The sequence below is a fragment of the uncultured Roseobacter sp. genome (genome assembly GCF_947493125.1).
Lineage (GTDB): Bacteria > Pseudomonadota > Alphaproteobacteria > Rhodobacterales > Rhodobacteraceae > Roseobacter.
Genome location: NZ_CANLQB010000004.1, coordinates 1 through 13651 on the forward strand (window position 1 = coordinate 1; position 13651 = coordinate 13651).

Consider the following 13651-nt stretch of genomic DNA (forward strand, 5'->3'; position numbering starts at 1 on the left):
ACTTTGTGCATTGCCGGACTGACGACGGAAGAGCGTTCCGGACGCTGAACATCATCGATGAATACAGCCGAGAATGCTGATCATCGGGTCAGGGCTTTTCATGCTTTTGCGAAGTGGTCGACAGGGCGTCACACAAGGTCCCAACCCCGTCGAAGCATCAGCGAAGGCGTCCAGTGCTGGAGCCGGGATATGAGCCGGCCAACCAACTTTGGGATCTTCCTGCCATCTCAGCATCGCGTTGCTGGTCAGCTCAGTGCCGTTGTCTGAGACCACCATACAGGGATAGCCAAACAGCTCGCCAAACTGTGTGCTCTTCTTCGGCGTGATCTCGACGCAGCGGTCCTGACCGTAGTGGTAGAAGAGCGACAGAACCATTGCGTGGAGACAGGCGAGCCGCGCGAGTTAGGGATCGCTCGCCAGTGCATTGCGCAGCGCCACCGTGCGATGGACGGTCAGGTCGCAGACGAGACGGTCGGACAGCGGCTTGGTGCCGTCATCGTCGTCTTCTTCGTCCAGATGAGGGACCTGGCCAGTTCCGTCGACGGCATCGTCATGTGTCACCGGATCGACCGCGGCGCCCTCGGGATCGATGCCGGTGCCCGCGACCGGCTCATCCTCGGCCCTGACATAGCCGCGTTCGGCCCGCAGACCGCCGGAGCTGTCGATGCTGACGAAGGCGCCCGCGATAGAATAGTCCTCGGCCTCGAACCGGATGGGCCGGTTCTGCAGCGCTTCCATCGCCGTTTCGATCTCAGCAAGGCGTTCATCGACCTCCTCGGGCAGTTCATCCGCTTCGGCGTAGTCCTCCTCGAGCTGTTCGTATTCAGCCTTGAGCGCGGTGTTCTTTGGCTACAGTTTACTCAGCAAAAAGGGCGAAAAAGAAACCCTGTCAGTCTCGAGACACTGATCATTGCCGAGTTGCGACGCTGCCTGGCAGAAGAACCCGTCAGTGATAAAACTTTTTTGCTCAACGGATATGGAAAGCCGTTTACGGCAGCCGGCTTTGGCGACCGTTTCAGAAAGTAGTGTGATGCGGCCGGTCTCAATCATTGTTCGGTTCACGGACTGCGGAAAGCAGCCGCTGCTCGGCTTGCTGAGCTGGGCTGAAGTGAGTTTGAGATCATGGCAATCACGGGGCATCACACGTCGAAGGAAGTAACACGCTCCACCAAAGGTGCATCTCAGAAACTGCGCGCTCAAAGTTCTCTAAGGAAGCCGACAGGGCGCCACTCGCCCAGCAAAAGTGTCCCACTTTTATCGACGCACAAGTATGGTGGGACAAATTCGCAGGTCAAGCAGTTAAGAAAGCGAAACTTTTCGGAAAAGTGGCAGCCCGTAGGGGAATCGAACCCCTCTTTCCAGGTTGAAAACCTGGCGTCCTAACCGATAGACGAACGGGCCACTGGATCGTGAGCGGTTGATTAGGCAATCCGCGCGCGGCGCGCAAGTGGAAATTGCGCCCCGACTTAAGAAACTTTGCCGCAGTCAGCCGTGCGCCGGGGCGGCATCTTCCAGCCGGAGTTGCACGCTTTGCCGACCCTGCCAGGTGTTGATGTCGAGCCGCCCGGCGAGGTGGAAATGCGCGCCGCCATGGGCCTCGAGCGCGGGGCCCAAGGGTCCGTCGAAGGCGCCAAAGCAGATGCCTTCGAGCGTGGGGCCACCGGCTGCGGCAAGGCTGATCTTGAGGTGGCTTTCGCCCACCCGTTTGGCAAAGCGAATGGCCATGTCTGCGAAGGCATAGCGGGGGGCGGGGGCACCGGCGCCAAACGGCCCGGCCTGTTCGATCATTTCGGTCAGTTCGACCGTGGCGGCGCCGGGCATCAGCAGACCGTCGAGCTTGAGATCAGCCGCCCCGGCCAGGTGCGCGCCTTGCTTCTCCAGAAGCTCACCGAGCCGGGCCATCGCAGCCTCAAGCTTGTCCTCGGCGACGGTCAGGCCCGCTGCCATCTTGTGACCGCCCCCCTTGAGCAGCAGCCCTTCGCGCGCGAGCCGCTGAATGGGCTGTCCGAGGTCGATGCCGGAGATCGAGCGGCCCGAGCCCTTGCCGATGCCATTCTCGAGGCCGATCACGATGCTGGGCCTGCCAGCGGCGTCCTTGAGGCGGGAGGCGACAATGCCGACGACACCGGGATGCCAGCCGGGCCCGGCGGCCCAGACCAGCGGCGCGTCGAGCCCGCGGTTCTCCGCCTGATCCAGCGCCGCGGCGCGCACGCTGGCTTCGATCTCGCGCCGTTCGGTGTTGAGCTGGTTGAGCCGTTCCGCCAGGGCGGTGGCTTCGTGCGGGTCCTCGCAGGCCAGCAACCGCGCGCCGAGATCGGCGGCACCAATCCGTCCGCCCGCGTTGACGCGGGGGCCCAGCAGAAAGCCGATGTGATAGGCTGTGGGTGCGGTGTCCATTCGGGCCACATCGGCGAGCGCCGCAAGCCCGACGCGCTCGCGCCGCGCCATCACCCGCAAACCTTGGCGAACGAAGGCGCGGTTGACGCCGACGAGCGGCGCGACATCGGCGACCGTCGCGAGGGCCACGAGATCGAGCAGGCTCATGAGGTCCGGCCCGGACTGGCCATCTGCGCGCAGCTGGCGCCCCAACTCGACCAGCAGCAGGAACACGACGCCCGCCGCGCAGAGATGCGCAAGATCGCCGCTTTCATCCTGTCGGTTCGGGTTCACCACCGCGTGGGCAGGGGGCAAGGTCTCGGCGCCGAGGTGATGGTCGAGCACCACCACATCCGCGCCCTTGGCGGCGGCAATGGGATCATGCGACAGCGTACCGCAATCGACGCAGAGGATGAGATCATGCGCCGCCGCCAGATCGGCCATCGCCGCCTCGTTCGGCCCATAGCCCTCGTCGATCCGGTCAGGGATGTAGAGCGTGGCGCTGTGGCCCATCTGGCGCAGCCAGACCATCAGCAGGGCTGCAGAGGCGCCGCCATCCACGTCGTAATCCGCGAAAATCGCGATTTTCTCGCGCGCGCGCAAAGCGGCCATCACGCGGGTGGCGGCGGTCTCCATGTCCTTCAAACTGCGGGGATCGGGCAGAAGGTCGCGCAGCGCGGGTGCGAGAAAGGCCTGTGCTTCGGCGGCGGACACGCCACGCCGCGCCAACACCTGGGCCACCGCATCCGGCAGGTCGCTTTGCTGCGCGAGGGCTTCGGCGGCGCGCGTGGTCTCGACCGGCGGGCCGACCCAGCGACGGCCCGTGAGGCTGCGCTCGACGCCGAGAAAACTCACAGCGCCATCCGGATCATCTCGCGTAGTGCCGCGCGGCGATCACGGCGCCTCGACCGGTGTGCGGTAGTTGATGCGGCGCACCGATCCGGTCTTGGAGCGCATGATCAGCGTCTCGGTGGTCATCCAGCCGGGCTCGCGCTTGACGGCGGGCAGGATGTTGCCGTCGGTCACGCCGGTGGCGGCGAAGATCACGTCTTCGGTGACCATCTCGTCGCGGCTGTAGATCTTGTCGAGATCGCTGATTCCGGCTTTGGCGGCGCGGCCTTTTTCATCGTCATTGCGGAAGAGCAGGCGGCCGTACATCTGCCCGCCCATGCATTTCAGCGCGGCGGCGGCCAGCACACCTTCGGGGGCGCCGCCCGCACCCATGTACATGTCGATGCCGGTGTTGGGCTCGGCGCAATGCATAACCCCGGCCACATCGCCGTCGGTGATCAGCCGGATCGAAGCGCCAGTGGCGCGCACCTCGGCGATCATATCCTCGTGGCGCGGTCGCTCCAGAATGCAGAGCGTGACATCCGACATGGCGCAGCCCTTGGCCTTGGCCAGCGCCTCGACACGCTCGGCGGGGCTCATCTCGAGCGTGACCACATCGCGCGGATAGCCGGGGCCAATGGCGAGCTTGTCCATATAGACGTCCGGCGCGTGCAGCATGGAGCCGCGCGGGCCCATGGCGATGACGGTGAGCGCATTGGGCATGTCCTTGGCGGTGAGCGTCGTGCCTTCGAGCGGATCGAGCGCGATGTCCACGCCGGGGCCGTTGCCGGTGCCAACCTCTTCGCCGATATAGAGCATCGGGGCCTCGTCCCGCTCGCCTTCGCCGATGACGACGACACCCGCGATGTCCAGCATGTTGAGCTGTTCGCGCATGGCGTTCACCGCGGCCTGGTCGGCGGCCTTCTCATCGCCATTGCCGACCAGCCGGGCAGAGGCGAGGGCAGCAGCCTCGGAAACGCGGGCGAGGCCCAGAGAAAGCATACGGTCCTGAAATTGAGCGCGGCCGGCCATGAAACTATTCCTTTATTGGGGGCACAATACGGGGGTAGGTGTAGCGGCAGGGCGCGCAGCGCACAACCGCGCGGCCCGAGGGTTAGACGGCTTCGATGCGCAGGGCGACCGGGTTGCCCGACAGAACGCCGGTGGCCTGCATCGCAGCGAGCGCGCTGGTCACGGCATCGGGTGTGGTCTTGTGGGTCACGATCAGCACTGGGGCGGTGGTGTCCTCGTGCCCGTATTGACGCATCCGGTCGATGGAAACGCCCGCGTCGCCGAGCACCGAGGCGATCTTGGCGAGCGCGCCGGGTTTGTCCTCGAGCGTCATGCGCAGGTAGTAGGGCGCGGGCAGGTCGGCATGGGCACGCGGCACGCTGGTGAGCGTGGTGGCGGGTTTGCCTAAGACGGGACCGCGCAGACCGCGCGCGATGTCGCAGACATCACCCATCACGGCACTGGCGGTCGGGCCTTCACCGGCGCCGGGGCCGCGCAGCACGATCTGGCCCACGGCGTCGCCTTCGAGCACCACCATATTGGTGCCGCCGTCGAGCTGGCCGAGCGGCGAGCTGTCGGGCACCAGGCAGGGCTGCATCCGTTGTTCGAGGCCACGGCCCGTCTTTTGCGCGACGCCCAGCAGCTTGATCTTGTAGCCCATGTCGGCGGCGGCGTGGATGTCATCGATGCTGACCCGGTCGATGCCTTCGAGGGTGATGCCATCGAAATCGATCACTGTGCCGAAGGCGAGGGAGGACAGGATCGCGAGTTTGTGTGCGGCGTCGATGCCGCCCACGTCGAGCTGTGGATCAGCCTCGAGATACCCCAGACCATCGGCCTCGGCGAAGACCTCGGCATAGCTGAGGCCCGCGGATTCCATGCGCGTGAGGATGTAGTTGCACGAGCCGTTCATCACGCCCATGACGCGGGTGATCTCGTTGCCTGCGAGCCCCTCGGCCAGGGATTTGATCACAGGGATGCCGCCCGCGACAGCGGCCTCGTAGCGCAGCGCGCGGCCTGCGGTCTCGGCGGCTTCCGCCAGCGCCTGGCCGTGGATGGCGAGCAGGGCCTTGTTGGCGGTGACCACGTCTTTGCCCGCGGCGAGCGCAGCTTCGACCGCGTCCTTTGCCGGGCCCTCGTGTCCGCCGATCAATTCGACGAAGACGTCGATATCCTCGCGGGTGGCGAGGGCCACTGGATCGTCTTCCCAAACGTAGCGGTCGAGCGGCAGGCCGCGGTCCTTGGATTTGTCGCGCGCGGAGACCGCGGTGATGGTGATCTCGCGCCCGGTCCGTTCGGCCAGCAACGCGGCATGCTGGCGGATGATGCGCAGAACGCCGATGCCGACCGTGCCCAGACCCGCAATCCCAAGACGAAGTGGCGCAGACATACCGGCAATTCCTTTGATCTAGAGAGCTCTTTTGCGCCGTGTAGCGGGTTCGCAGCGCCCGTGCAACGCGCTACTCGACGTCGGTGTCGAGGCGGGTCCGATCATCGCTGCTGAGCACTGATCCGCGCAGCCGGGCCGCGCGTGCCTGCAGCCCGCTGACCCGGGCCTCGAGCGTGGCCTGGGTGTCTTCCCGCTCGCTTTGGGCGTCGGCGGAGGGCGCTGGGATCGTGTCGAGCGGGACGAGATCGGGGTAGTCCGCGTCGCGTGCGACCTCGTCGGTGGCGTCGTCGATCTCGGGAAACTGCACGCAGGCAGCAGCGGTGATCAGAAGAAGGCAAAGGGCGGTGAGGCGCATGCGGCGGGCTCCGGTTGTCACGGGCTTTGTGCCCGAGCGGGGCAGAGCGCGCAAGAAGGCTTTGTTTTGAACGGATGTTCAGATAATCATGCGCCATGGCGCGCACAGCAGGCTCACACTCCGATATCACCGGCCCCAAGGTGCGGGCCGCGGCGCTGAAGCTCTTTGCACAGCAAGGGTTTGCCGCCGTCTCGATGCGCGAGATTGCGCGCGAGGTGGGGGTGCAGGTGGGCGCGCTGTACAACTACACCACGGACAAGCAGAGCCTGCTCTACGATCTGATGCAGAGCCATCTGGAGGCGCTGCTGGATGCGTTCGAGGATGACCCGGCGGCGGATCCGCAGGCGCGGTTGCAGCACTTCGTGCAGTTTCATATCGGATTTCACCACGACCGGCCCGACGCGGTGTTCATCGCCTACATGGAGTTGCGCAACCTCACACCGGAGAACTTCGCCCGCATCGAAGCGCTGCGGCGGCAGTACGAAGACAAACTCGAAGCGATCCTGCAGGCGGGTGTCGCCGGGGGCGTCTTTGCGGTGGCAGATACTAAGATTGCAACGATGGCGGTCATTGCCATGCTGACAGGGGTGAGCACCTGGTTTCGGGCGGGCGGGCGGCTGTCGCTGGACGATGTTCAGGCGCAGTATTGGCAGATGGTCCGCAAGGCAGTGTCGGCTCCGGCCTGATCATCACGATGTGTGATGCATCACATGTCATATATTCGTTTTATGAATTTCGCGTGATCCCTTACATTTGAAGCATCTCAAGATGGCAAGGCCTAAAAAGGAGGCTCAGATGACTTATACAACCTTTGATCGGACCCCGGCACCGGGCCGGACGATGGCGCAGACAGTGTTGATCCTCGCGGTGGGTGTTCTCTTTGGTGTGATGCTCGCGCAGCTGCACCTCGAGGGCAACGTGCAGGAGGCTGTGAGCGCACCGCCGATTGCGGGCGAGAACTGGCACGGCAACGTGCGCCACTCGACGCCCTAGGGCTCAGGGGGCGGACCACCAGTCACTCGGTTTGGTCCGCCCGCCGCGGTTCCGGTCAAGCCAAAGCGCCAGGCGCCGGAGCGGCGACAGCGCGAGACGCAGCCACAGACGCTGTGACCAGCGGCTGAAATCGCGATTGAACGGGCAGACCCGCATGCAGATGGCGCAGTCGGAGGCCAGCTTGGCCCAGAAGCCGAAACATTTCTCTGCATCTGACGTCCATTTTCTCACACCCTTGAGCGCCGAGACATTGTCGCCGCCGACCTCGGGCGGACCGAAGGGCAGGGCTTTGACCGGGCAGGCGTCGGCGCATTTGGTGCAGATGTCGCAAAAGGCGCGTACGCCCCGCGGTTTCGGGGTGTCATGCGCCAGCGGCAGCGAGGTGAAGATTTTGGAAAACCGCAGGCGCGGGCCGAATTCGGGCGTGATGACCATCTGGTTGCGGGCGTATTCGCCCAAGCCCGCTTTCAACGCATAGGGGATCACCAGCGCCGTGTCGTTCATCGACGGCACCGCCTCGTAGCCGAGATTGCGGATGTAGGCGGCCAGCTGCATGACCGTGGCGGCCTCCTGGCTGTAGGCGCGTCCCGTTGCGGCGCCGCCGGTCGCGGCGGGGTAGGTGTCGACGAGCTCCGCGTCCATCTCGTGGCCGAGCACGATGACCGAGGTCAGGTCGTCGGGCAGATCATTCGGCGCGTCGGAGAGGTCACGAACGTCAACGCGGCTGCTGTAGTGCCAGCGCGGGTCGATGGCGGTGATGCCGCAGAGATCGGCTTTGAAAAAGCGTGCGATCTTCTTGATCTCGCGTGACATGTCACGCTTGTCATCGATCTCCATCTGGACTGGAGCGACGGGTGTGTCGGCGCTGATCGCAGCCTGAAACCCTTCGCGGCGACCGTCCTCGGCGAAACGGTCTGTCATGATGTCGGAGATCAGCCAGGAGGCGTTGCGCAGAGCGAAATCACGCTGACTGAAGCCGTCGCCCCGGCGCGGGCTGGCCTCCATGCGGTAGGAGGCGAAGAAAGCGTCTGTTCGTGCCGTGCGCACCGCCGGGTCCCAGAAGGCGCGTGTGAAGATGTCGTTGCGCTGCGCGAAGGGCTCGAAGGTGTCGGTCACCTCAATGCCAGCGGCGCGGTCAAGATCATGCTGCGGGGTGGGCTGGGCCATCCTCTCAGCCTAAGGGCTGACGGCGATGGGTCAATTGCAAAGGTCGCAAACAGGCGCGACCCGATAGGCGGTGGCCCGGCAGGGTCGGACCAAGAGAGATGCGCGGGAGGGCGGTATGAAGGTCGGGTTTATCGGGTTGGGCAATGTGGGCGGCAAGCTGGCAGGCTCGCTCATTCGCAATAAGATCGGCGTGCAGGTCTTTGATCTGAATTCGGAATTGGTCATCGCGAAGGTGGCGCAGGGCGCGATGGATGGGCACGACCCGGCGAAGATGATGCAGGCCTGCGAGGCGGTGATCACCTGTCTGCCATCGCCCGCGGCCTCGGCAGCAGTCGTTGAGGCGATGCTGCCGCATGTGACGGGCGGCAAGATCTGGATGGAGATGTCGACGACCGATGCCGAAGAGGTGCGCCGCCTCGGCGCGCGCGTGGCCGAGCGCGGGGGCGCTGCGGTGGATTGCCCGGTCTCGGGCGGGTGTCACCGGGCCGATACGGGCAATATCTCGATCTATGCGGGCTGTGACCGGGCGACCTTCGAGCGGGTTCTGCCGATCCTGACCTGCATGGGGCGGCGGGTACTGCATGTGGGCGAGATCGGGCAGGCGAGCGTGCTGAAGGTGATGACCAACTACCTCGCCACCGCAAATCTGCTCGCGCTCTGCGAGGCCTTGACGGTCATGAAGGCGGCCGGGATCGACCTGGGGCTGACCTATGAGGCGATCGCCATGTCCTCGGGTACGTCCTTCGTGCATGAGACGGAGAGCCAGCTGATCCTCTCGGGGTCGCGAGACGTGAATTTCACCATGGATCTGGTGCAGAAGGACATCGGGCTCTTCCAGAAGCTCGCGGATCATTATGGCGTGCCGCTGGAGCTGTCGCCGAAGATCATCGAGATGATGACGGACGGGCAGGCGCGCTATGGCGACCGCGCCCAGTCCGACCGCATGATCGAGCGGCTGGAAGAGGCGACGGGCCTCGCGGTGCGCGCGCCTGGCTTCCCGCAGGAGTTGGTGGACGACGAGCCGGAAGAGCGGGGCTATGAGGTGGTGCCGACCCGCTGATTTTCATTGGTCTAAAACTATGCCGAGGTCTGGGGCGGCGCCGCAAATAGCCTCTAGCTCAGCACGCCGTCCGCTGACAACACGGTCTTGCCCCCGAGATAGGGCGCGAGCACCGCTGGGAGGGTCACGGACCCGTCCGCCTGCTGGCCATTCTCGAGCACCGCGATCAGGCAGCGCCCGACCGCAAGTCCGGAGCCGTTCAGCGTGTGCACGAACTGTGGCTTGCCGCCCTCGGAGGGGCGGAAGCGCGCGTTCATGCGCCGGGCCTGGAAGTCGCCGGTGGTCGAGACCGACGAGATTTCGCGATAGGCGTTCTGCCCCGGCAGCCACGCCTCGATGTCATAGGTGCGCCGCGCGCCAAAGCCCATGTCACCCGTACACAGCACGACGGTGCGGAAGGGAATCTCCAGCCGCTCCAGCAGGTCTTCGGCGCAGCGCAACATGCGTTTCTGCTCCGCCTCGCTCTCGTCTGGATGGGTGATCGAGACCATCTCGACCTTCTCGAACTGGTGCTGCCGCAGCATGCCCGCCGTGTCCTTGCCCGCGCTGCCTGCTTCCGAGCGGAAGCAAAGGGTGTGTGCTGTCATGCGGATGGGGAGGGCGGCCTCATCGAGGATATCGTTGGCCACCGAGTAGGTCAGCGGGACTTCTGAGGTTGGCACCAACCAGTAGTCTTCTTTGGTTGGTGCGATTTCATAAGTCTCAGCCACCAGATCTCGTAGTGCTACTCCAGCCTTCATCTTTTCAATGATATCTGGAGTTGCATATCCCAGTGCTTCGTCGCTGAGCTTTTGCCTGGCTGCTTCGGAGGCCGCCATAAAGCTCTCCCCACCGAACTTGGGCAGCTTGTCGGTGCCATACATGGCCTCGTCGCGCACCAGTACCGGTGTCTGCATCTCGGTTAGGCCGTTGTCCTCCACATGGGTGTCGATCATGAACTGGGCGAGCGCGCGGTGGATGCGCGCGACGGCGCCTTTCAGCACGACAAAGCGGCTCCCGGAGATCTTGGCGGCCATCTCGAAATCCATGGACGTAGCAACGCCGCCGATCTCGAAATGCTCTTTGGGGTCGAAGTCGAAGTTGCGCGGATTGCCCCAGCGGTTCACCTCGACGTTGTCGTCTTCATCGACGCCGTCGGGCACGTCGCTGGCGGGCAGGTTGGCGATGCGGGCGAGCTGGTCGGTGAGCTGGGCGTCGAGCGCCTTGGCTTCGGCCTGCATCTCGGCCACCTCGGCCTTCTTTTCGCCCACCAGCCTGCGCAGGCGCTCGAATTCTGCCTCATCACCCGATGCCTTGGCCGCGCCGACCTGTTTGGACGCCTTATTCTGCTCCGCCTGCGCGGTTTCGGCGGCACTGATCTTCGCCCTGCGCGCTTCGTCCAGGGCCAGCAGATCGGCAGAGAGCGGCGCCTCGCCGCGGCGCGCGAGGGCTGCGTCGAACGCCTCGGGGTGTTCACGGATGGCACGGATATCATGCATGGCGGCAGTCCTTGGTCTGAGTCGTCTTGCTCCGTGCTTATGACCGATCTTGCGCCGCTGTGTAACCGCCAGTTGTCATTGGGTCACCTCGGTCTCGGCGCGGGCCAGTGCCTCCTGCCATTGCGCCATCAGCCAGTCATCAACCGGGACCGCAAGAGCTTGGGGCTGCGCGCCGCCGATCCGCCCTGCGACCACAGCCACCAGCGCCCAGTCGGATCCAACGGGGACGAGTACCGGCCCGCCCGAGTTGCCCGAGATCACTTCGCAGCCCAGCCGGAGCACGGACCGCCCAGGCTCCGTGAGGCTGGCGCAGTCGCTACGGCCATTGAGGACATGCGGTCGTTTGCGATGGTAGCCCAACACCGTGAGAAGCCCGATGCGCAGCACGGGTTGATCTGTCAGGCGAATGGGGGCGATTGCGCGCGGCTCAATCGGTGTTTCGAGACGCAGCACGGCCACATCATAGCGGAAGCGGTCGTTGCCGGTCGCAGTCAGATAGCCAGGGTGCACCACCGCTTCAACGGACCGGCGATGGGCGACGAAGCTGCCGCGGTCCCAGCCCGCGACGAAGTGTTTCTGATCGCCTGCGCAATGCGCCGCCGTAAGCACCAGATCGGGCGCGATCAGCGTGCCGGTACAGGACGTCTTCGACCGGTAGCCTGCCTCGTTGACCACCCCCACCGCTGCCCAGCCCTGTCGCTCCTCCAACCCAAGTGCAGGCAGGGGCTCGGCCCGCAGCGCCGCGGCGCCGGTGGTCAACAGGATGATCGTTAGGCACAAGGCGGCGCGAAAGGCGGGCATGGGCTCTCCTTGAGTGGTCCATTGCAGCGAATGTGGGCGCTTTGTCGGCTGCGGCCAAGACCTTCCGTCACGGGGCTCGAAAATCCTGCGTGCGGCGGGCAGGAAACCTGCGTCACCTCCCTTGCAAAGCGTCTTTTCAGCCCATAGGTTCCGCCAAACTTTGCGTCCCGCGTTTTGGTGCGGTCGCGATCTACCCGGAAGGACCATTTTCATGGAAGCGTTCGCGCAATTTGTACCTCTCATCCTGATCTTTGCGATCATGTACTTTCTTCTCATCCGTCCGCAGCAGAAGAAGGTGAAGGAGCATCAGGCGATGGTCAATGCGCTGCGCCGCGGCGATCAGGTGATCACCCAAGGCGGCGTGATCGGCAAGGTGTCGAAAGTGAAAGACGGCGAGAACGAGCTGGAGGTGGAGATCGCCGACGGTGTGAAAATTCGCGTGGTTCAATCGACGATTGCCAGCGTCGTGTCCAAGACCGAGCCGGCGAAGTAAAAACGCCTCGTACCTTTCTGAAAAGGCGTAGAAATGCTGCAAATCGACCTTTGGAAACGGATCCTGATTGCGCTGACTTGTGCGGTGGGTCTGTGGTTGGCGATGCCCAATGCCTTCTACACCAATGTCGAGCGGCACAATGATGCGGTGCAGGCGATTGAGCTCGGTGCCAATACGCCTGAAAACCAGGCTGATCGCAGCCTCTGGCCGGGGTGGATGCCATCCGGTCTGGTAAACCTCGGGTTGGATTTGCGCGGCGGTGCGCACCTGTTGGCCGAGGTGCAGGTCGAGGATGTGTATGCGGCGCGGATGCAGGCGGCCTGGCCGGAAATCCGCGATGCTCTGCGGCCCGAACGGGCGACGGTCGGGACGATCCGTCTGCAGCCCTCCGCCGATGACGAGGTGCGCGTGCGCATCAGCGAGCCGGATGGCATGGCGCGGGCGCTCGAAATCGTGCGCGGGCTGGCGCGCCCGGTGCAGACGATCACCGGCGTCGGCGCCACCGACATTGATGTGCGATCGTCGGGCGACATCATTATCGTGTCGCTCTCGGAGGCGGAAAAGCTGGCCACAGACGAGCGCACGGTGCAGCAAAGCCTGGAGATCATTCGCCGCCGGATCGACGAGGTCGGCACGCGTGAACCGACGATCCAGCGGCAGGGAGCCGACCGGATCCTTATTCAGGTACCGGGGATCGGGTCTGCCAGCGAATTGAAAGAGATCATCGGCACAACCGCGCAGCTGACCTTCAACCCGGTTGTGACCCGCGGCATAGACCCCGATGCAGCACCCGGCATCGGCAACAAAATTGTGCCGTCGCTGGATGAACCAGGGGTGCTCTACACCATCGAAGCGGCGCCCGTGGTGACCGGTGAAGAGCTAGTGGACGCGCAGCCGGCCTTCGACCAGAACGGGCGCCCGGCGGTGAACTTCCGGTTCAATACCTCCGGGGCGCGCAAATTCGGCGATTATACGGCGGAAAACATCGGCTCTCCTTTCGCCATCGTGCTTGATGATGAGGTGGTCAGCGCGCCGACCATTCAGAGCCATATTCCAGGGGGCTCCGGCATTATTACCGGGCGGTTCACAATCGAGGAATCGACCAATCTCGCGGTGCTCCTGCGGGCTGGTGCCCTGCCGGCGGGGCTGGAGTTTCTTGAAGAGCGCACCATCGGGCCGGAACTCGGACAGGACAGCATTGATGCAGGCAAAGTCGCGACGATTGTGGCCTTCGCCGCGGTGCTGGTCTTCATGTTCCTGAGCTACGGGCTTTTCGGCCTCTTTGCCAATGTCGCGCTGATCATCAACATTGGGCTGATTTTTGGCCTCCTGAGCCTCATCGGCGCCACGCTGACCTTGCCGGGGATCGCCGGGATCGTGTTGACCGTGGGGATGGCCGTGGATGCCAACGTGCTGATTTTCGAGCGGATCCGCGAGGAGTTGAAAACGTCCAAAGGCCCCGCGCGGGCCATCGAGCTGGGGTATGAGAAGGCGCTGAGCGCGATTCTCGACGCCAATATCACCACCTTCATCACCGCCACGATTCTGTTTGCCATGGGCTCGGGCCCCGTGCGCGGCTTTGCGATCACGCTGGGTCTCGGTATCCTGACCTCGGTCTTCACCGCGATCTTCGTCACCCGCCTATTGGTGGTGATATGGTTCGAACGTCGCCGCCCCAAAACAATCGAGATTTGAT

General features: G+C 64.3%; 14 protein-coding genes and 1 tRNA gene. 6 read left to right on the forward strand and 9 right to left on the reverse strand.

Going from position 1 to position 13651, the window contains the following annotated elements; all coding sequences use genetic code 11:
- Nucleotides 1-51: 51 nt before the first annotated feature.
- Nucleotides 52-375: a hypothetical protein gene (locus Q1A71_RS09090; protein ID WP_299675756.1), complete on the reverse strand. Its 324-nt coding sequence runs from the start codon at nucleotides 373-375 to the stop codon at nucleotides 52-54.
- 3 nt (nucleotides 376-378) lie between these two features.
- Here Q1A71_RS09090 and Q1A71_RS09095 point away from each other — a divergent pair, with 3 nt between their 5' ends.
- Nucleotides 379-1026, forward strand: a complete 648-nt coding sequence (locus Q1A71_RS09095; RefSeq protein ID WP_299674360.1) for a hypothetical protein — start codon at nucleotides 379-381, stop codon at nucleotides 1024-1026.
- Between the two features lie 300 nt (nucleotides 1027-1326).
- On the opposite strand, the gene Q1A71_RS09100 is transcribed toward Q1A71_RS09095, so the two are convergent.
- From Q1A71_RS09100 to Q1A71_RS09120, 5 genes are all read right to left on the reverse strand, one after another.
- A tRNA-Glu gene (locus Q1A71_RS09100) sits at nucleotides 1327-1401 on the reverse strand.
- A gap of 84 nt (nucleotides 1402-1485) precedes the next feature.
- Nucleotides 1486-3231, reverse strand: coding sequence for a single-stranded-DNA-specific exonuclease RecJ (gene recJ / locus Q1A71_RS09105; RefSeq protein WP_299674363.1), 1746 nt, complete (start codon nucleotides 3229-3231; stop codon nucleotides 1486-1488).
- Between the two features lie 39 nt (nucleotides 3232-3270).
- Nucleotides 3271-4239, reverse strand: a complete 969-nt coding sequence (glpX, locus tag Q1A71_RS09110) for a class II fructose-bisphosphatase (RefSeq protein ID WP_299674366.1) — start codon at nucleotides 4237-4239, stop codon at nucleotides 3271-3273.
- 82 nt (nucleotides 4240-4321) lie between these two features.
- Nucleotides 4322-5608, reverse strand: coding sequence for a homoserine dehydrogenase (locus Q1A71_RS09115; protein WP_299674368.1), 1287 nt, complete (start codon nucleotides 5606-5608; stop codon nucleotides 4322-4324).
- 70 nt (nucleotides 5609-5678) lie between these two features.
- Nucleotides 5679-5984, reverse strand: a complete 306-nt coding sequence (locus tag Q1A71_RS09120) for a hypothetical protein (protein ID WP_299674371.1) — start codon at nucleotides 5982-5984, stop codon at nucleotides 5679-5681.
- A gap of 74 nt (nucleotides 5985-6058) precedes the next feature.
- Here Q1A71_RS09120 and Q1A71_RS09125 point away from each other — a divergent pair, with 74 nt between their 5' ends.
- Nucleotides 6059-6649 carry a TetR/AcrR family transcriptional regulator gene (locus tag Q1A71_RS09125; protein ID WP_299674374.1) on the forward strand — a complete coding sequence of 197 codons (591 nt, stop codon included), beginning with the start codon at nucleotides 6059-6061 and terminating at the stop codon, nucleotides 6647-6649.
- A gap of 109 nt (nucleotides 6650-6758) precedes the next feature.
- The gene (locus Q1A71_RS09130) at nucleotides 6759-6956 is read left to right on the forward strand and encodes a hypothetical protein (protein WP_299674377.1); all 198 of its coding nucleotides are present in this window, start codon (nucleotides 6759-6761) and stop codon (nucleotides 6954-6956) included.
- Between the two features lie 3 nt (nucleotides 6957-6959).
- Here Q1A71_RS09130 and Q1A71_RS09135 read toward each other — a convergent pair whose 3' ends face one another.
- A complete protein-coding gene (locus Q1A71_RS09135; protein ID WP_299674380.1) occupies nucleotides 6960-8123 on the reverse strand; it encodes a reductive dehalogenase domain-containing protein in 1164 nt (387 codons plus the stop codon).
- Nucleotides 8124-8238: 115 nt separating this feature from the next.
- Between Q1A71_RS09135 and Q1A71_RS09140 the strand changes: the two genes are divergently transcribed.
- A complete protein-coding gene (locus Q1A71_RS09140) occupies nucleotides 8239-9183 on the forward strand; it encodes an NAD(P)-dependent oxidoreductase (RefSeq protein ID WP_299674383.1) in 945 nt (314 codons plus the stop codon).
- Nucleotides 9184-9236: 53 nt separating this feature from the next.
- On the opposite strand, the gene serS is transcribed toward Q1A71_RS09140, so the two are convergent.
- Together serS and Q1A71_RS09150 are read right to left on the reverse strand one after the other, a co-directional pair.
- Nucleotides 9237-10661, reverse strand: coding sequence for a serine--tRNA ligase (serS, locus tag Q1A71_RS09145; RefSeq protein ID WP_299674386.1), 1425 nt, complete (start codon nucleotides 10659-10661; stop codon nucleotides 9237-9239).
- A 75-nt stretch (nucleotides 10662-10736) separates the two neighbouring features.
- Nucleotides 10737-11462, reverse strand: a complete 726-nt coding sequence (locus Q1A71_RS09150) for a trypsin-like serine protease (RefSeq protein WP_299674389.1) — start codon at nucleotides 11460-11462, stop codon at nucleotides 10737-10739.
- Between the two features lie 211 nt (nucleotides 11463-11673).
- Between Q1A71_RS09150 and yajC the strand changes: the two genes are divergently transcribed.
- Together yajC and secD are read left to right on the forward strand one after the other, a co-directional pair.
- Nucleotides 11674-11955 carry a preprotein translocase subunit YajC gene (gene yajC, locus Q1A71_RS09155; protein ID WP_299674392.1) on the forward strand — a complete coding sequence of 94 codons (282 nt, stop codon included), beginning with the start codon at nucleotides 11674-11676 and terminating at the stop codon, nucleotides 11953-11955.
- 33 nt (nucleotides 11956-11988) lie between these two features.
- Nucleotides 11989-13650, forward strand: a complete 1662-nt coding sequence (secD, locus tag Q1A71_RS09160) for a protein translocase subunit SecD (protein WP_299674395.1) — start codon at nucleotides 11989-11991, stop codon at nucleotides 13648-13650.
- The last annotated feature ends 1 nt before the right edge of the window (nucleotide 13651 follow it).